This is a genomic window from Chitinophaga pollutisoli, from assembly GCF_038396755.1.
GTDB lineage: Bacteria > Bacteroidota > Bacteroidia > Chitinophagales > Chitinophagaceae > Chitinophaga > Chitinophaga pollutisoli.
Genome location: NZ_CP149822.1, coordinates 1,778,102 through 1,796,339, shown reverse-complemented (window position 1 = coordinate 1,796,339; position 18,238 = coordinate 1,778,102). Strand labels below are relative to the sequence as shown.

The following is an 18,238-nucleotide window of genomic DNA, read 5'->3' as shown; positions in this document are numbered from 1 at the left end:
CAAATTATGAAGCTCACATTAAAAGTTTGGCGTCAAAAGAACGCACAGGACAAAGGCCGCTTCGAAAGCTACGAAGTTTCGGACGTTTCGAAAGACATGTCTTTCCTGGAATTGTTCGACGTCCTGAATGAGCGTTTGATAAACGAAGGAAAAGAACCGATCGCATTCGACCACGATTGCCGCGAAGGCATCTGTGGCATGTGCTCCATGTATATCAACGGCCGTGCGCATGGCCCGTGGGACCAAACCACCACCTGCCAGCTGCACATGCGTGCCTATAACGACGGCGACACCATCGTGGTGGAACCCTGGCGCGCGGCGGCTTTCCCTGTAATCAAAGACCTGACGGTAGACCGCACCGCGTTCGACCGTATCATCCAGGCCGGCGGTTACATCTCCGTAAATACCGGTAATGCGGTAGACGCAAACGCGATTCCCATCGAAAAACAGGATGCAGACCTTGCCTTCGCCGCTGCTGCCTGCATCGGTTGCGGCGCTTGCGTAGCTGCCTGCAAAAACTCTTCCGCAATGCTCTTCACCTCGGCCAAGGTTTCCCAGCTGGCACTGCTGCCGCAGGGGCATCCCGAGCGCACTTCCCGCGCGGAAGATATGGTGATGCAGATGGACAAGGAAGGGTTCGGTTCCTGCACCAACACCGGCGCCTGCGAAGCCGAGTGCCCCAAAGGCATCTCGATCAGCAATATCGCCCGCCTGAACCGCGAGTTCTTCAGCGCAGGGTTTACTTCCTGATCGCATCAGTAACATTGACTATAAGGCAATTGCAAAAGCCGGCCCGGGGTATCTGCTCCGGACCGGCTTTTCTCTTTCCCGCCGGGCCGCCGCTCACCAAACCGTACGGCCACTGATCCCGGCTTGTTGTTTTTCCTCCCGTGCTTTCCTATCTTGGACCTATGGCAAATAATTCCCGTCGCAAGTTTTTACGTGACCTAGGCAGCACCGCCGCCCTTATCGGCGCGGCTCCCCTCGCCGGTTTGGCAGCAGCATCCGGCCGGAGGGTCCTCCTTCAACCTGAACAGCGCGTAAGCGCTAACGATAAAATCCGTATCGCCGGCATCGGCATGGGCATCATGGGCTTCGGCGACGTAACCTGCGCGCTGAAAGTACCCGGCGTTGAGCTTGTTGCCGTGGCCGACCTGTACGACGGCCACCTTGAAAAAGCCAAATCCGTGTATGGCAACCACATCCAGACCACCCGCGACTACCGCGAGATCCTGGAACGTAAAGACGTTGACGCCGTGATCATCGCCACGCCCGACCACTGGCACGATACGCAGGCCATCGCCGCGCTGGAAAAAGGCAAAGCCGTTTACCTTGAAAAGCCCATGACCCAGCAGATCGAGGAAGGGCATAAGGTGATCGCCACGCAGCAGCGGACCAAAGGCATCCTACAGGTAGGCAGCCAGCGTGTGAGCAGCGTGGCCCTCGCCGAAGCGAAACGCCGTTACGAAGCAGGAGATATCGGGCGGTTGAACCTCGTGGAAGCCAAGATCGACCGGCATTCCGCCCTGGGCGCATGGCAATATTCCATCCCCACCGATGCTTCGCCTTCCACCATCGACTGGAACACATTCCTGAAAGATACCGCGAAAATGCCCTTCGATCCGGTGCGCTTCTTCCGCTGGAGGAACTACCAGGCCTACGGTACAGGGGTTCCCGGCGACCTGTTCGTGCATCTCATCACCGGGCTGCACTTCATCACCGGCTCCAAAGGCCCCAACCGCATCTTCGCCAGTGGCAACCTCGTGCAGTGGCAGGATGGCCGCGACGTACCCGACCTGATGGTAGCCATATTCGAATACCCCGAAACCCCCGAACACCCGGCATTCCAGGTGCAGCTGCGCGTGAACTTCGCAGACGGCGGCGGCGGTGGGGAATACACCCGCCTCATCGGTACCGAAGGCGTCATGGAACTCGGTTGGAACGACTTCACCATCAAACAGCACAAACTGCCCAAAGCCCCTGGTTACGGCGGATGGGATACTTATAACACCTTCACCAAAGACCAGCAGGAAGCCTTCGTGAAAGATTATATGTCCAAATACAGCGAAGCCGACCGCAAACAGGAACGGAGGGAAGATATCAAGTATTCGGCGCCGAGAGGGTACGACGACCGGTTGGACCACTTCACCAACTTCTTCGAATCCATGCGCAGCGGCAAGCCGGTTGTGGAAGACGCCACTTTCGGTCTTCGTGCCGCAGGGCCAGCCCTGGCTGTAAACGAAAGCTATTTTAAAAAGAAGCTCATCAACTGGGATCCGGTAAAGATGAAAATCAAATAGTTACAAAATCGGGGCCCACGCGGCCCCGATTTTATTTGTTTTCCTTATATTCATTGATGCTAAACCACTCATATGCGCCTCCTGCCCCTTACCGCCTGCGCCGCCGTGATGTTCTCGGCCTGCGCCCAAAAAGATAAAAAAATGGAAAAAGTGAACGTGCCGCCTCCCGTGGCCGAGAAGATCAAGCATGAAATGACGATTCACGGGGATACCCGGAATGATGAGTATTACTGGCTCAACGAACGCGAGAATCCGAAAGTAATCGCTTACCTGGAAGCAGAAAACAAATACACCGACACGATGCTGTCGCCCGTGCGCGGCTTCCGCGACAAGCTATTCGACGAACTGAAGGCCCGCATTAAGGAAAAAGACGAAAGCGCCCCGGTTTTTGAGAACGGTTACGTGTATTACACCCGTTATGAAGAAGGAAAGGAATACCCGGTATATTGCCGGAAGAAAGGAGCAGACACGGCGCCGGAAGAAGTTTACCTGAACGTGAACGACCTGGCCAAAGGGCATGCCTACTTCCAGGTGGGGAGCATCGACGTGAGCCCCGACAACCGGCTCCTCGTATACGCGCAGGACACGGTGAGCCGCCGCCAGTACGACCTGCGGATCAGGAATCTGGAAACAGGCGAGCTTTATCCCGAAACCATTCCCAACGCCGACCCCGGCATCGCCTGGGCGAAGGATAATAAAACTTTCTTCTACGGCTCCAAAAATCCGCAAACACTGCGCGTCGAAAAAATCTATCGCCATGTACTTGGAACGGATCCCGCCAAAGATGTCATGATCTTTCACGAAGCCGACGAAACCTTCTCCACCTGGGTAGGCCGCACCCGTTCCCGCGATTACATCACCATCAGCAGCGAAAGCACATTGTCGTCCGAAACGCGCATCCTTGACGCATCCAAACCCGACGGCGCTTTCCGCGTGATCCAGCCCCGGCAGAAGGACATGCTCTACGAAATCGACCACCGCGGAGATAAATTTTATATCAAAACAAATCTCAACGCCAGGAACTTCCGGTTGATGGAAACACCCGTCGGCAAAACGACGATGGACAACTGGAAAGAAGTGATCCCGCACCGGCCGGACGTATTACTGCAGGGTTTCACGCTCTTCAACAACTTCATGGTGATGAGCGAAAGGAAAAACGGGTTGTCGCAGGTGCGCATCATTCCCGAAAACGGGCAGGAGCATTACCTGGACTTTGGCGAACCGGCTTACGTGGCTTCCGTCATCTCCAACCCCGAGCTCGATACCAAGGTGCTGCGCTACAGCTATACTTCCCTGACGACGCCGGCATCCACCTTCGAATACAACATGGAAACGAAGGAGAAAACGCTGCGCAAGCAACAGGAAGTGATCGGCGGGTACGATCCGAAGAATTATGTGACGGAGCGGGTTTTCGCCACGGCGGACGACGGGACGCGGGTGCCGATTTCGCTGGTGTATAAAGTGGGCTTTGAAAAGAACGGGCAGGCGCCGTTGTTGCTGTATGGTTACGGATCTTACGGCGCGAGCATGGAACCGGGTTTCAGCTCCAGCCGCATCAGCCTGCTCGACCGTGGTTTCTGCTACGCCATCGCGCATATCCGCGGCGGTCAGGAGCTGGGCAGGCAGTGGTATGAAGACGGGAAGATGTTCAAGAAGAAAAACACTTTCACGGATTTCATCGACTGCGCCGAGTTTCTCATCGAAAATAAATTCACCGATACTTCGCATCTCTTCGCTATGGGCGGTTCCGCCGGCGGATTGCTGATGGGCGCGGTGGTGAACATGCGCCCCGAGCTCTGGAAAGGTGTGATTGCGGCGGTGCCTTTCGTGGATGTGGTAACTACCATGCTCGACGAAAGCATTCCGTTGACGACCGGTGAATTTGACGAATGGGGGAACCCGAAAAACAAAGATTCCTACGATTACATGAAATCGTATTCGCCATACGATAACGTGGAAGCGAAAGTATATCCCAACATGCTGGTGACCACCGGTTTGCACGACTCCCAGGTGCAGTATTTCGAGCCGGCCAAGTGGGTGGCGAGGCTGCGCGAAAAGAAGAAAGGCGACAACCTCCTGCTCCTCGAAACCAATATGGAAGCCGGCCACGGCGGCGCGAGCGGAAGGTTCAAGGCGCTGAAAGACGTGGCGCTGCAATACGCATTCATGTTCTACCTGCTCGGTATCGAAAAATAAACGCATTCACTGCATACAGAAAGGGCCTTCCGAAAAACGGGAGGCCTTTTTTTATCCCTATGCATACAAGCAAACCTTTATCAGGCGTGTTTCCCATGTTGATTTTCGTAGCTCTTGTGGACTTTCCGCAGCCGGAAGCCCACCGAAAGGAGGAAGACGCCCAGGAACAGGGCGTAAAAGCCGAGATACCAGGCTAAAACGACCACGCCAACAACCGGCTGCATAAACAGCAATATGCCGAACACAACCGACAGGATCCCCGCCAGGATGAGCATCCATTCGTTTGTAAGCTCCTTGCGCAGGCGGATGGCGACAATAATTTCCAGGAGCCCTGTCACAACGGCCCAGATAGCTACCAGCGTTACCAGGAAAATCGCCGTAATACCCGGCATAAAGAGCATCAGCCCGCCAGCGATGATCCCCATGAGGCCAATCAGCAGGAAGGTCCACCAGCTTTCGTCCTTTTTCATGATCTGGAAACCATGGATGATGGAAAATATCCCGTCGACCAGGAAATAGGCCCCCAGGAAGATCACGAGGACCGACAGGGTGAGGGCTGGCCAGATGAAGGCGAAAATGGCGAAAAGGATAGCGATCACGCCGCGGAAAACAATATATCCCCAGTATTTGGATAGTTCGTGGATCATGGTAATATGATTTGATTGTCCTTGATAACAATACATATCCCTAAAATGTTCAATAATGGGGTTTTGCAGCTGTTACAGGAGGCATGGACTTATGCCCGGGATTTCGTATCTTTGCGGCTTCAAATTTATTCAGCCAGGTATGATCAGTGTAAAAAATGTCACGCTTTCTTTCGGCAAAAGGGTTTTGTTCGATGAAGTGAATATCAACTTTACGAAAGGCAATTGCTACGGAGTGATCGGCGCCAATGGGGCCGGCAAATCCACTTTCCTCAAAATCCTGTCCGGCGAGATCGAGCCGAACAAGGGTTCCGTGGAAATTACCCCCGGCGAGCGCATGTCGGTTCTGAAACAGAACCACTATGAGTTCGACGAGGTAACCGTACTCAACGCGGTGCTCATGGGCAACAAAAAGCTCTGGGACATTGCGCATGAGCGCGACAGCATTTATGCCAAGGAAGACTTTACCGAGGAAGACGGTATGCGTGCAGGCGAACTGGAAGCGGAATACGGTGAGATGGGCGGCTATACGGCCGAATCCGACGCCGGAGTGCTCCTGGGCGACCTGGGCGTGAAAGAAGAACTGCATCAAACCCTGATGAAAGACCTGAGCGGGGCCCTCAAAGTAAGGGTGCTGCTCGCACAGGCGCTCTTCGGCAACCCCGACATCCTGCTGCTGGACGAACCCACGAACCACCTGGACGTTGAAACCATCGGGTGGCTCGAAAACTTCCTGGCCGATTATGAAAACATCGTGATCGTCGTGAGCCACGACCGTCACTTCCTCGACGCCGTATGTACGCACGTGGCCGACGTAGACCGCGCCAAGATCAAGATCTTCACCGGTAACTACTCCTTCTGGTACGAATCCAGCCAGCTGATCGCCCGCCAGATTTCCGACAAGAACAAGAAGATGGAAGACAAGCGTAAAGACCTCATGGACTTTATCGCCCGCTTCTCCGCGAACGCTTCCAAATCCAAACAGGCTACTTCCCGTAAGAAAGCCCTCGATAAGCTGGTGATCGAAGACATCGAGCCCTCCAGCCGCAAATATCCCGGCATCATCTTCAAGCAACAGCGCGAAGTAGGCAACCAGATCCTGAACGTTGAAAAGCTCGAGAAATCCATCGACGGCCGCAAGATCTTCAGCGACGTGACCTTCTCCGTGAATAAAGGCGATAAAATCGCTTTCCTTTCCAAAGATCACCTGGCCCTCAGTACCTTCTTTGATATCATCAACGGCGACCAGCAGGCCGACGGCGGCAAGCTCGAATGGGGCACCACCGTTACCAAAGCCTACCTGCCCGACGATAACGCCGCTTTCTTCAAAAGCGATTACAACCTGCTCGACTGGCTCCGCCAGTACGTTCCGGCACACGTTACCGATGTAGACGAGCCCTTCCTCCGCGGTTTCCTCGGAAGAATGCTGTTTTCCGGTGACGAGATCATGAAGAAAACCTCCGTGCTCTCCGGTGGCGAAAAAGTACGCTGCATGGTAAGCCGCATGATGCTGCAAGACCCGAACGTGGTGATCCTCGACGAGCCTACCAACCACCTCGACCTGGAATCCATCCAGTCTTTCAATGAAAGCATGAAGGATTTCAAAGGGATCGTGCTATTTACCACGCATGACCACACGTTCATGCAATCCGTGGCCAACCGCATCATCGAGATCACGCCCGCGGGCATCATCGACCGCCTCTGCACGTTCGACGAATACCTGTCCGACGAGCGCGTGAAAACCCTGCGCGCCGAGATGTACGGCGAGCCGGTGAATGCTTAATCAGAACTTAACCTGGATATAAAATAAAAAGAGCGGATCATGTCCGCTCTTTTTTTATGGGTTACTTTTTTGGGTATTAGCTCTCTGGCGTTCAGAGATATTCTTCGATTACTTTCATTTTGTGTTTGTCGAGCGGTTTGGTGATGTAGGCCATCAGCTCGGGGGTTCTTTTCACTTTCTCCATGTCCTGGATGTTCATGGAAGAGGAACACATGATTATGGGCACATCTGTGGTGAGCCGCGTTTTGAGTTCCCGGAAAGCTTCGATGAAATCCCAGCCGTTCATCCGCTGCATGTTCATGTCAAGAATGATGAGGCAGGGGAGGCGCCGGGCCGCGAAATCGTTCAAATCCTCAATCGCGTCTTCGGCAGATAAAAAGGAATTGACCCTCACGTCCCATCCCTGCAAACCAAACATCTTCTTTACAATAAAGTGGAAAATCTCATCGTCGTCGATTACATAAACTACTTTATGCTTTGCCATGTCAATTTTATTGTCGAATTGCTTCATAAAATTTCGTTTTCTGTCCGCAATTCCATTTCCGTTAGCATAGGTATTTACCGAGAAGGGCTCCACAAAACATTCTATCCAGGCCGCTTCGTAATTTCACCGCAAAGAAAGTTAATTTTATTTTAATATTAATATTTTTTAATCTGGAATAACCAAATTTTAACAACCGGGGGTAAAAAGAAAGGGTATGACCGGAGCCATACCCTTTTTCTATGAATGTTGGATTGTCTATCGTTCTTTTTAGAAGAGGCCGCCTTTTTTCAGGTTTACTTTGCCTGCGCCGATTTTAAAGCCGTCCTGGTAGATTTCTACCGCGTAGTCGCCGGGTTTGAAATCGGAATTCTGTTTCCAGTCCATGCTAACGGGTGTGATGCCGCCGGATTGGTAAGAAACGGTTTTCTTCACGGTGTAGAGCTTCTCGGTGCCATCTTCCAGGGTGAAGCGGCCGCTGCCGAGGGCTTCCACTGCGAGGGGGGAACCGTCAGGCGCCGTAATGGAAACGTAAATTTCCTTGTCGCCGGTGGTAGCGATGCGGTTATCGAGATCGAAAGACACGCGCATCATATCGGCGCGTTTGGCTTTGGTCGTCACTTCTTCCTTGCCGTTTTTACGCACGTTGATGGGCGACAGCTTGATATTGGATGCATGCAGCACAGAGCCGAGATCCACCCGTTTGCCAAGGCTGTCTTTCACCGTGGTTACGGAGTCGCGCTCCTTGCGGGCGTAATCACGCTCGCCTGCCAGCACGATTTTCTCGCCTTCGAGGCGTTCGATCGTCTGCACATAACCTTCGGTTCTGGATTTCAGCTCTTCGATCAGCCTGCGCGCTTCCGCCAGCTGGGCGGCGGTGGCGTTTTTGTTGCTGAGAATGCTGGTGATACGGCCTTTCATGTCCGCGATTTCTTTATCCTTGCTTTTCACGAGACTGTCCATCCGGCTATTTTGGGAGATCAGATCATCCAGCCGGGCCTGGGCGGCGTCGTATTCCGCCTGCAGCTCGTTACGGGAATTGGTAATCGTGTCCAGCTGGTTTTCTTTGATAGCGATCTCCTTGCTGGACTGGCTCTTGTCATAATACATGTAACCCCAGGTGCCTACGAGTGCAGCGATGAGGATACCGTATATGAGGCCGTTCTTGTTGCTTTTTGGTTTTTCAGGCCCGGGATTGGGCGTTCCAGCGTTAAAGGTGTTTTCCGCCATAGTGATTGATGTTTTTGATATTAGATTGTTATATGGGTAAAATTTTTCCCTCGAAATTGAAACGTTAAAATTTAACTAAATTACACGCTTATAAAAATTGTAGGCTGTGTTATATACCGTTGCGCTCGACCAGTTATTATTGCTTGACATAGAAACCACTCCGCTAACATCTTCGTTGGATCAGCTCCCGGCCGAGTTGCAGGCGCTATGGTTAGAGAAGAATGCAAAAACTTTGCCAGATTCTGAAAATCCCGCCGCCGACTATTTCGAAAGAGCGGGGCTGACGGCCGAATTCGGCAGGATCGTATGTATTTCCGTCGGGTTCTTTTTTACGGAAAATGGTCAGTATCAATTGCGTATAAAATCTTTTTATGGAGACGACGAGAGAGAAATCCTCGCAGGATTTCTTGATACCGTTTCGCGATTCCATCAAAAAATGCAGCGCTTCCAGTTCGCAGGGCATAACATCCGCGAATTCGATATTCCCTATATTTGCCGCCGCGCTATCATTAACGGCCTCGCCCTCCCGGCTCCCCTCCAGCTCCACCAGCTCAAACCCTGGGAACAGCCCCTGCTGGACACCCTACAGATCTGGCGGTTCGGGGATTTCCGGAACTACACCTCCCTCAAGCTGCTCGCCGCCGTTCTCGGGATTCCCACCCCGAAAGACGATATCGACGGCAGCCAGGTCGGGAAAGTATATTGGGAAGAAAAAAATCTCCGCCGCATCGCGGAGTATTGCCAGAAAGACGTGCTCACCGTTGGCCAGCTCCTGCTCCGCTTCAAAGGGCTCCCCCTTATGGAAAAGAACGGCGTGGAAGTAGTCAGCTAATTTTGGATTGAAACAGACAGGGTTATGGATTACCAGGATATCATCAAGGAATGGAAAAACAATAAGTTCAAACCGCTCTACTGGCTCGAAGGGGAGGAGGATTTCTTTATCGACCAGGTGGTGAACTACGCCGAACACAACCTGCTCACTGTAGCCGATAAAGGCTTCAACCTCACCGTGCTGTACGGGAAAGACACCGACTGGGCCACCGTCATCAACGCCTGCCGCAGGTATCCCATGTTCGCCGAACGCCAGGTGGTCATCCTCAAGGAAGCACAGGGCATGCGCGACCTCCTCAAAATCGAACCCTACATCGATAAACCCCTCGAATCCACCATATTCGTCGTGGCCCACAAACAAGGCAAGCTCGACGGCCGCTCCAAAATGGCCAAGCTCGTCAAAGACCGTGGTGTCATGCTCTCCACCAAAAAACTCTACGACAACCAGATCCCCCAGTGGGCAGAGGCGTACGTCCGCTCCCAGGGCCTCGCCATCTCCGAAAAAGCCTGCATCATGCTGGCCGACCACATCGGCAACGACCTCAGCCGCATCGCCAACGAGATCGAAAAACTGATGGTCAACCTCCCGCAGGGCAAAAAAATCGATGAAGGCGATATCGAGAAATACGTGGGTATCAGCAAGGAATACAACGTGTTCGAGCTGCAGAACGCCATCGGCCAGATGGACCTCGGCAAGGCCATGCGTATCATCAAATATTTCTCCGCCAACCCCAAAGCCGCGCCGATACAGGTAGTCATCCCGTCCCTATACGGCTACTTCGCCAAAATCAACCTCCTCTTCGGCGCCAAAGGCGGCGAAAAGGAAATGGCCGCTGCATTGGGCGTGCACCCGTTCTTTTTGAAAGATTACATGTCCGCCGCAAGGAACTTCGGTCCCAACGGCACTGAGCGCGCCATTTTGCTGCTCGCCCAATATAACCTGCGCAGCATCGGCATCGGCGATAGCGGTAACGAAGACGGTGAACTGATGAAGGAAATGGTATACAGGATCTTACGGCCTTGACGAGATCGCGCGGGCCTGCTCCACATCGTTTTTCATTTGCATGACGAGCGCTTCCACGCTGTCGAACCTGCGGTCGCTCCGGATATACTCCAGGAAATCGACCCGGATAGCCGCGTCATAAATTTCCCGGTCGAAATCGAGGATGAACACTTCGATGCGTAGTTCCGAGCCATTGAAAGTGGGGCGGGTGCCGATGTTGAGCGCGCCCTGCAACAGCGCGCCGCCGTTGCCGACGGATACCGTTACGGCGTAAACGCCTTGCGCTGGGATGAGTTTGCGGTAATCGTTGAGGGAGATGTTGGCGGTAGGAAAACCGAGCTTGCGCCCCATTTTATCGCCGTGTACCACTTTGCCCTGCAGGAAATACGGATAACCGAGCAGCTCGCTGGCCAGACGGACGTCGCCTTCCTGGAGGCTTTTACGGATGCGGGTGGAGCTGACGGCGGCGTCGTGGATCACTTGCTGGGGGATTTCCAGCAGCCGGAAACCATATTTTTCCTGCTCCGCTTCCAACAACTCGAGGCCGCCTTCGCGGTTGTGGCCGAAACGGTGGTCGTAACCGATGATGATGGTGTGCGGACGGAAAGTGCTGATGAGAAAATCTTCCAGGTAAGCCGTGGCGGAAAGCTCGGAGAACTCGCGGGTGAAGGGGACCACCACCAGGTGATGAATGCCCCAGTGCGCCAGCAGCTCGATTTTTTCTTCGAGCGTGGTGAGCAGCCGCACGGTTTTGTCGCCCGCCAATACTTCCCGCGGGTGCGGGTCGAAGGTGATGATGACCGTTTCCCCGTTGCATGCGTGCGCGGCTTCCTGCAGTTGCTGGAGGATGTGCTGGTGCCCGGTATGCACCCCGTCGAAAGTACCGATGGTGATCACGGCATTCCGGAAAGCGGGCAATTTCTTTAAATCTCTGTGAACCTGCATGGTGGAACGGTCATATTTGCAAAAACGCCGTGCAAATCTAAATGTTTTGACGGGATTACAATACTTTTGCACTTTAATCGCAAACCAAAGGATCATTCGTGGACCAAAACCTTTACGCCAAAAGAGGCGTCTCTGCCGGCAAAGAGGATGTGCACAACGCCATCCGGAATATTGACAAGGGGCTCTTCCCCCGCGCTTTCTGCAAAATCATCCCCGACCTGCTCGGTGGTGACGAACAGTGGTGCAATATCATGCACGCCGACGGGGCGGGCACCAAATCCTCCCTGGCTTACGCTTACTGGAAAGAAACGGGGGACCTCAGCGTATGGCGCGGCATCGCGCAGGACGCGATCATCATGAACACCGACGACCTCCTCTGCGTGGGCGCCACGGATAACATCCTGTTGTCTTCCACCATCGGCCGCAATAAAAACCTCATCCCCGGCGAAGTGATCGCCGCCATCATCAACGGTACCGAAGAAATCCTCGAAGAGCTCCGCTCTTATGGCATGGGCATCTACAGCACCGGCGGCGAAACCGCGGACGTGGGCGACCTTGTGCGCACCGTGATCGTGGACTCCACCGTTACCGCCAGGATGAAGCGCAGCGATGTGATCTCCAACGACCGCATCCAGGCGGGAGACGTGGTGGTAGGGCTCGCATCCTACGGCCAGGCCACCTACGAACGCGAATACAACGGCGGCATGGGCAGCAACGGCCTCACCTCCGCGCGCCACGACGTTTTCAACAAAACCGTCGCCGAAAAATACCCCGAATCCTTCGACCCCGCCATCCCGCAGGAGCTTGTGTTCTCCGGGAAAAAAGCGCTGACCGATATGGTCGACGTTCCGGGATTCGGCCAGATCACCGCCGGCAAACTGGTACTGTCGCCCACGCGCACCTACGCGCCGGTGATCCGCCACATGCTGGAGCAGTTCCGCCCGCAGATCCACGGCATGGTGCATTGCAGCGGTGGCGCGCAAACCAAGGTGCTGCACTTCATCGAAAACCTGCACGTCATCAAGGATAATCTCTTCCCCGTTCCCCCGTTGTTCCAGCTGATCCGCGAGCAATCCGGCGCCGAATGGAGGGAGATGTACCAGGTGTTCAATATGGGCCACCGCATGGAATTGTACGTTCCCGCTGAAATCGCGGAAGATCTTATCCGCATCAGCCAGACCTACAACATCGACGCGAAGATCGTGGGCCGTGTGGAAGCGGCTCCCGAGAAAAAAGTAACAGTGAAAAGCGAGTACGGAACTTTCGAATACAAATAATCGCAATCATGCATACACGAAAGCCGGCGGTCCGTTTGGGCCGCCGGCTTTTCGATTATTGTTGAAAGTTAACCTATTCCAACACGAAACGGATGGGCAGCACGAACTGAACGTTTACAAACTTGCCGTTTTGCTTGCCAGCCTTCCATTTGGGCATATTTTTTACGACACGGATGGACTCTTGTTCCAGTCCGCTTCCGATCACTTTTCCGACAGTTTTTACGTCAGAGATGGAGCCGTCGGCCCGTACCACGAATTGCACAAAAATGGTTCCTTTGGTGTCTTTATCAATGGCTTCTTTGGGATAGCGGATGTTGTCGCCCAGGTATACATTCAGCGCTTCGTCTCCCCCGATGAAGCTGGGCGGTTGCTCCACCAAAGTGAAGATTTCGTTACTGGCCGTGGGGGCAGATTGTACGGCTTCCGGAGCAGGGGAGGGTGTTTCCGCTACCGGTGCGGCTGGATCCTGCTGTGTGCAGGAGGTAGCGAAAAGGATACCTGCGGCGAGGGGGAGTGCCATCAGTTTGCGGATGGCGGCATGACGTGTTTTGGAATGGCGGGTAAGCATCATAATTCTGCGTTTTACGGGCGGTTGAGAAAAATGGTGAATGAGCAATTGGGCGGAAGGAGCATGCAGCGCCTGGCGGAGGAGGTTTTCGGCATATGCGGCCGTTTGTCCGTTTCCTGCGGGCACTTCGTCGGCTTCGAATTCATGGACGATCGATAATTCTTTCTTCACGAGATGGAAGAAGGGATTGATCCAGCAGAGGGCCGTAACCGTTTCCATGAAAAGCGTATCCCAGCTATGGCCTTTGCGGATATGCGCCTGCTCGTGCTGAAGCATGTGGCGGCCTTCGGCGGAAAGGGTCTCCGTGCCGGGGTTCCAGAAGATGTACCGGAAGAAGCTGAATGGTGAGGAAACGGAAGGGTGGAGGATTAGCTGGTAAGTGGATGACACCTGCCTGCGGCCCCCGCGGATGAGGTTGCGCAGCTGCCATATGGCGTAACCGAAGCGGCTGAGCAGCGTGGCGGCCACGAGTGCGTAGGCGATCCAGGCCCATTGCCAGGAACCTGCGTTGCCGGAAGCACCGCCTCCATTCACTTCGAATGCGGCCGCGGTGTACCGCAGGATGGCGGAAGAAGCGGCGGCGTCGCCGGGGAGCGGGATGCGCACAAGGGGGAGCTGGAGGCTGGCGGCCGTGAGGGTCAGGAGGTAAGCCCGGTTCCAGCGGTGCTGCCGTTGGTTGCGGAGCGCCACACAATAATAGGCGAACAGCAGGCCCGAATACAGGGCGGCTTTTAGCAGATACATGAGGATCGGGCTCATGGGTGCTGATTTTTAGATTTTTTAATTTCTTCCAGCAACTGTTCCAGGTCGCTGACCGAGATATCCTTCTCCTTGACAAAGAACGATACCAGGTTGGCGAAGGAACCGCCGAAGTACCCTTTTACAAGATTTTGCACGGTACGGCTGCTATATTCGGCTTTGGAAACAAGCGCGTAGTACTGGTGGCTCTTCCCGAAAGCCTTGAAGTCCACAAATCCTTTGTCGACGAGGATTTTAACGAGTGTGGAAACTGTATTGTAATGCGGCTGCGGCTCCGGGAGCACGGTGATGATGTCTTTCACGAAAGAGGGGCCGAGCGCCCAGAGGGCTTGCATGATCTGTTCTTCGGCTTTTGTCAGTGTTTTCATTGTGTCGCTGTTTATGGCGGGGCGGTTTGAAAGCCCGATGGAATTATTTTTGATGATACATCCGCCTATGCGGTTGTATTTTTTACGGTTGTTTACCGGACTGCCGGTTTTTGTTTTAGTACGGTTACAGTACGGTATCCCTACTGTATCTGTACGGAGCCATTGCTGAGGGGCGCCTGAAAAGCGCTGTCCCGTCACCGGAATTCCGCATTTCCCGATGCTGTAACGAATGTATAACTATTATTTTAGTTTACAAACTAATTTTATAGTTATTATTGAATGCGGGTGGATGACAAGGATTTAATTATTTTTGGATTTTAAAACAGGAAATTAATGGTTGATCAACCGATAGTCCAGCTGACGAACGCTAATATTTACCAGGGGAGTTCATTGATCCTGTCTGACGTGAACATCTCGATCAATAAGGGCGAGTTTGTGTATTTGATTGGGAAAACGGGCACGGGGAAGTCGAGCCTGCTGAAGACGCTGTACGGCGACCTGGTGTTGCGGGAAGGCTCCGGTCAGGTGGCGGGTTTCGACCTGACGAAGATGGACTGGAAGAAGGTGCCTTACCTTCGCCGGAACCTGGGCGTGGTGTTCCAGGACTTTCAGTTGCTGACGGACCGCACGGTGCATGAGAATCTGAAGTTTGCGCTGAAGGCCACGGGGTGGACGGAGCAGAAGCAGATTGAGGATAAGATTGCGGACGTGCTGGATAAGGTGGGCCTGGCCACGAAGGGGTTTAAGATGCCGTATGAGTTGTCGGGCGGGGAGCAGCAGCGTGTGGATATCGCGCGGGCGTTGCTGAACGGGCCGAAGCTGATTTTGGCGGATGAGCCCACGGGCAACCTGGACCCGGAAACTTCCGACGGGATCATGCAGCTGTTGTTCCGGATTTGCCGGGAAGACGGTACTACGATCGTGATGGCGACGCATGATTACATCGTGTTGCAGAAGTTCCCGTCGCGCGTGCTGCGCACGGAAAACGGGCAGGTGACGGACAATGCAGCAGTAAATTTTGTATAGATAAAGCATTGGTTTACAGGTAGGGTGTTCCAAATAATTCTATTTGGAACTTGCCATTTATCTTCTTACCTTTGCACCGGAAAAATAGCGAGTAATAATTTATTTTATCAAAGATGTCTTACTTAACTGTAGAAAAGAAAGCGAACATTTTCAAGGAATTCGGTGGTAGCGAAAAGAATACCGGTTCTACTGAAGCGCAAATTGCTCTGGTAACCGAGCGTATCAACAGCATTTCCGCTCACCTGAAGCAAAATAAAAAAGACTTCTCCACACACCGCGGACTGATGAAGATGGTAGGTCAGAGAAAGCGTTTGCTTTCTTATCTGTCTAAAACCAACCTCTCCGGCTACCGTGCCCTCATCGAGAAGTTAGGTATCAGAAAATAATCCGAATTTATTGATAGCGCTATTCCCAACTATTCTGGTTGGGAATAGTTTTTTTGTATGTATACTATTTTAATCCTCACACAAGTATGAATCTCACACCTACTTCGGTTAAATTTGATATAGGCGGAGGTCGTGAAGTGACGATCGAGACCGGCAAGATGGCCCGCCAGGCCGACGGTGCCGTTACCGTTCGTTGCGGCGATTGTATTCTGCTGGCTACCGTGGTGGCCAATAAAGAGCCCAAAGCCGGGCAGTCTTTCTTCCCCCTCACCGTGGATTACCAGGAGAAATTCGCTTCCGCAGGCCGTATCCCGGGTTCCTTCTTCAAACGCGAAGGCAAGCTGAGCGACTACGAAGTGCTGATCTCCCGCCTGATCGACCGCGCCCTGCGACCCCTGTTCCCCGATGATTATCTTTGTGATGTTCAGGTGTTGGTAACCCTTGTTTCCTCCGATAAAGAAATCATGCCCGACGCCATGGCCGCACTGGCCGCGTCCGCAGCCCTCGCCGTGTCCGACGTTCCCATCCAGGAGATCATCTCCGAAGTGCGCATCGGCCGCGTGAAAGGCGAATACATCATCAACCCCACCCGTTCCCAGCTCGCTGAAGCCGATATGGACTTCATCGTGGCCGCTACGGAGAAAAATATCATGATGGTGGAAGGCGAATCCAAAGAGTGCCAGGAAGAAGACCTTATCAAGGCCATCGAACTCGCGCACGACGCCATTCGCATCCAGGTGAAAGCACAGGAAGAACTCCGCGCCCTTATCGGCAACCCCGCCAAGCGCGAATTCACCCTGCCTTACGCCAACGAAGAACTGAAAGCGAAAATCGAAGCCTTTGCCGCCGGCAAAATCCTCGAAGTTTCCAAATCCGCCCTCGGCAAACACGAGCGCAGCGAAGCTTTCAGCAAAATCGAAGAAGAAGTGAAAGAGCACCTGGGCGAACTCTCCGAAGAAGACGCCCCGCTCGTCGGCAAATATTTCCATAAACTGGAAAAAGAGGTAGTGCGCAACATGATCCTGGACCAAAGCATCCGCCTCGACGGCCGCGTGCTCGACCAGGTTCGCCCCCTCGCCATGGAAGTTGACCTGCTGCCCAGCCCCCACGGCTCCGCACTGTTCACCCGCGGCGAAACGCAATCCCTCACCACAGTAACCCTCGGTACCCCCGACGACGAACTGCTGATCGAGTCTGCCGCCACTTCCAACTACGTTAAATTTATCCTCCACTATAACTTCCCTCCCTTCTCCACCGGCGAAGTGAAGATGATGCGCGGCCCCGGCCGTCGCGAAGTGGGCCACGGTAACCTGGCTTTACGTTCCCTCAAGCAAATGATGCCCGGGAGCGATTACGCCTACACCGTGCGCGTAGTAAGCGATATCCTCGAATCCAACGGTTCCTCCTCCATGGCTACCGTTTGCGCAGGCTCCCTCGCCCTCATGGACGCTGGCGTTCCCCTGCCCAAACACGTATCCGGTATCGCAATGGGCCTCATCTCCCGCGCTGCCGACGGCAAATGGGCCGTACTGAGCGACATCCTCGGCGACGAAGACCACCTCGGTGACATGGACTTCAAAGTTACCGGTACCCGCGACGGTATCTGCGGCGTGCAAATGGATATCAAAGTAGACGGTCTGAGCATGGACGTAATGCGTGCAGCGCTTTCACAAGCCCGCCAGGGCCGCCTGCACATCCTCGATGGCATGTACAATACCATCGAAGCTGCCCGTCCTGAACCGAAACCGCACGCTCCGCGCATGGAGAAACTGACCATCGACCGTGAATTCATCGGCGCGGTGATCGGGCCCGGCGGTAAAGTTATCCAGGAAATCCAACGCGAAACCGGCACCAATATCAATATCGAAGAAGTTGGCCAGCATGGTGAAGTATCCATCTTCGCTACCCAGAAAGAAAACCTGGACAAAGCCGTGGCATGGATCAAAGGCATTGTTTCCCAACCCGAAGTGGGCGAAGAATACGAATCCGTTGTGAAAAGCGTAATGCCTTACGGTGCTTTCGTGGAATTCCTCCCCGGCAAACAAGGCCTGCTCCATATCTCCGAAGTTTCCTGGAAACGCCTCGAAAATATGGACGGCGTACTGAGCGAAGGCGACAAAGTGAAAGTGAAACTGGTAGGCACCGATCCCAAAACCGGCAAGTTCAAACTCAGCCGTAAAGTGCTCATGCCCAAACCCGAAGGTTACGTAGAACGCCCCGAACGCGAAGAACGCGGAGACCGTGGCGATCGCGGAGACCGTCGTGACCGTGGCGACCGCCGTGGCGGTGGTGATCGTGATCGTGGAGACCGTCGTGACCGCGGAGATCGTGGTGACCGTGGCGATCGCGGGCCCCGTCCTTCCCAGCAAACTGAACAGAACGATGGTCCCGAACTGGGCCCCGTATTCGACGAACAATAATCGTGTGAATAGCTTACATAA

General features: G+C 53.9%; 16 protein-coding genes. 10 read left to right on the top strand and 6 right to left on the bottom strand.

Annotated features, from left to right (window positions below):
- Positions 1-6 precede the first annotated feature (6 nt).
- The 3 genes from WJU16_RS07320 (at position 7) to WJU16_RS07310 (ending at position 4,496) form a co-directional block, all read left to right on the top strand.
- Complete coding sequence (locus WJU16_RS07320; RefSeq protein ID WP_341837670.1) at positions 7-750, top strand: succinate dehydrogenase/fumarate reductase iron-sulfur subunit; 744 nt, start codon at positions 7-9, stop codon at positions 748-750.
- Between the two features lie 161 nt (positions 751-911).
- Positions 912-2,300 carry a Gfo/Idh/MocA family oxidoreductase gene (locus WJU16_RS07315; protein ID WP_341837669.1) on the top strand — a complete coding sequence of 463 codons (1,389 nt, stop codon included), beginning with the start codon at positions 912-914 and terminating at the stop codon, positions 2,298-2,300.
- 72 nt (positions 2,301-2,372) lie between these two features.
- Entirely contained in the window at positions 2,373-4,496 is a 2,124-nt protein-coding gene (locus tag WJU16_RS07310; protein ID WP_341837668.1) for a S9 family peptidase, read from the top strand.
- Positions 4,497-4,576: 80 nt separating this feature from the next.
- On the opposite strand, the gene WJU16_RS07305 is transcribed toward WJU16_RS07310, so the two are convergent.
- Positions 4,577-5,143 carry an HdeD family acid-resistance protein gene (locus WJU16_RS07305; protein WP_341837667.1) on the bottom strand — a complete coding sequence of 189 codons (567 nt, stop codon included), beginning with the start codon at positions 5,141-5,143 and terminating at the stop codon, positions 4,577-4,579.
- Positions 5,144-5,282: 139 nt separating this feature from the next.
- Here WJU16_RS07305 and WJU16_RS07300 point away from each other — a divergent pair, with 139 nt between their 5' ends.
- A complete protein-coding gene (locus tag WJU16_RS07300) occupies positions 5,283-6,923 on the top strand; it encodes an ATP-binding cassette domain-containing protein (RefSeq protein WP_341837666.1) in 1,641 nt (546 codons plus the stop codon).
- 91 nt (positions 6,924-7,014) lie between these two features.
- Here the strand turns inward: WJU16_RS07300 and WJU16_RS07295 are convergent, their stop codons facing one another.
- The gene (locus tag WJU16_RS07295; protein ID WP_341837665.1) at positions 7,015-7,434 is read right to left on the bottom strand and encodes a response regulator; all 420 of its coding nucleotides are present in this window, start codon (positions 7,432-7,434) and stop codon (positions 7,015-7,017) included.
- Between the two features lie 240 nt (positions 7,435-7,674).
- On the bottom strand, positions 7,675-8,634 hold the full coding sequence (locus WJU16_RS07290) for a hypothetical protein (protein WP_341837664.1): 960 nt from the start codon (positions 8,632-8,634) through the stop codon (positions 7,675-7,677).
- Between the two features lie 106 nt (positions 8,635-8,740).
- On the opposite strand from WJU16_RS07290, the gene WJU16_RS07285 reads away from it, so the two are divergent.
- Together WJU16_RS07285 and holA are read left to right on the top strand one after the other, a co-directional pair.
- Positions 8,741-9,466, top strand: a complete 726-nt coding sequence (locus tag WJU16_RS07285; RefSeq protein WP_341837663.1) for a 3'-5' exonuclease — start codon at positions 8,741-8,743, stop codon at positions 9,464-9,466.
- Between the two features lie 24 nt (positions 9,467-9,490).
- On the top strand, positions 9,491-10,489 hold the full coding sequence (gene holA, locus WJU16_RS07280) for a DNA polymerase III subunit delta (RefSeq protein WP_341837662.1): 999 nt from the start codon (positions 9,491-9,493) through the stop codon (positions 10,487-10,489).
- Here the strand turns inward: holA and WJU16_RS07275 are convergent.
- Positions 10,478-11,413 (bottom strand): bifunctional riboflavin kinase/FAD synthetase, encoded by a 936-nt coding sequence (locus WJU16_RS07275; RefSeq protein WP_341837661.1) that lies wholly within the window; start codon positions 11,411-11,413, stop codon positions 10,478-10,480. The two genes, holA and WJU16_RS07275, sit on opposite strands and share 12 nt — an antisense overlap.
- Positions 11,414-11,511: 98 nt before the next feature.
- On the opposite strand from WJU16_RS07275, the gene WJU16_RS07270 reads away from it, so the two are divergent.
- Positions 11,512-12,690, top strand: coding sequence for an AIR synthase related protein (locus WJU16_RS07270; RefSeq protein ID WP_341837660.1), 1,179 nt, complete (start codon positions 11,512-11,514; stop codon positions 12,688-12,690).
- Between the two features lie 73 nt (positions 12,691-12,763).
- On the opposite strand, the gene WJU16_RS07265 is transcribed toward WJU16_RS07270, so the two are convergent.
- Together WJU16_RS07265 and WJU16_RS07260 are read right to left on the bottom strand one after the other, a co-directional pair.
- Positions 12,764-14,017, bottom strand: a complete 1,254-nt coding sequence (locus WJU16_RS07265; RefSeq protein ID WP_341837659.1) for a M56 family metallopeptidase — start codon at positions 14,015-14,017, stop codon at positions 12,764-12,766.
- The gene (locus tag WJU16_RS07260; protein ID WP_341837658.1) at positions 14,014-14,385 is read right to left on the bottom strand and encodes a BlaI/MecI/CopY family transcriptional regulator; all 372 of its coding nucleotides are present in this window, start codon (positions 14,383-14,385) and stop codon (positions 14,014-14,016) included. Before WJU16_RS07260 ends, WJU16_RS07265 begins: the two co-directional genes overlap by 4 nt.
- A gap of 333 nt (positions 14,386-14,718) precedes the next feature.
- On the opposite strand from WJU16_RS07260, the gene WJU16_RS07255 reads away from it, so the two are divergent.
- From WJU16_RS07255 to WJU16_RS07245, 3 genes are all read left to right on the top strand, one after another.
- On the top strand, positions 14,719-15,411 hold the full coding sequence (locus WJU16_RS07255) for an ATP-binding cassette domain-containing protein (protein ID WP_341837657.1): 693 nt from the start codon (positions 14,719-14,721) through the stop codon (positions 15,409-15,411).
- Positions 15,412-15,524: 113 nt separating this feature from the next.
- A complete protein-coding gene (rpsO, locus tag WJU16_RS07250; RefSeq protein ID WP_298710514.1) occupies positions 15,525-15,797 on the top strand; it encodes a 30S ribosomal protein S15 in 273 nt (90 codons plus the stop codon).
- Between the two features lie 86 nt (positions 15,798-15,883).
- Positions 15,884-18,217 (top strand): polyribonucleotide nucleotidyltransferase, encoded by a 2,334-nt coding sequence (locus tag WJU16_RS07245; protein WP_341837656.1) that lies wholly within the window; start codon positions 15,884-15,886, stop codon positions 18,215-18,217.
- Positions 18,218-18,238 lie beyond the last annotated feature (21 nt).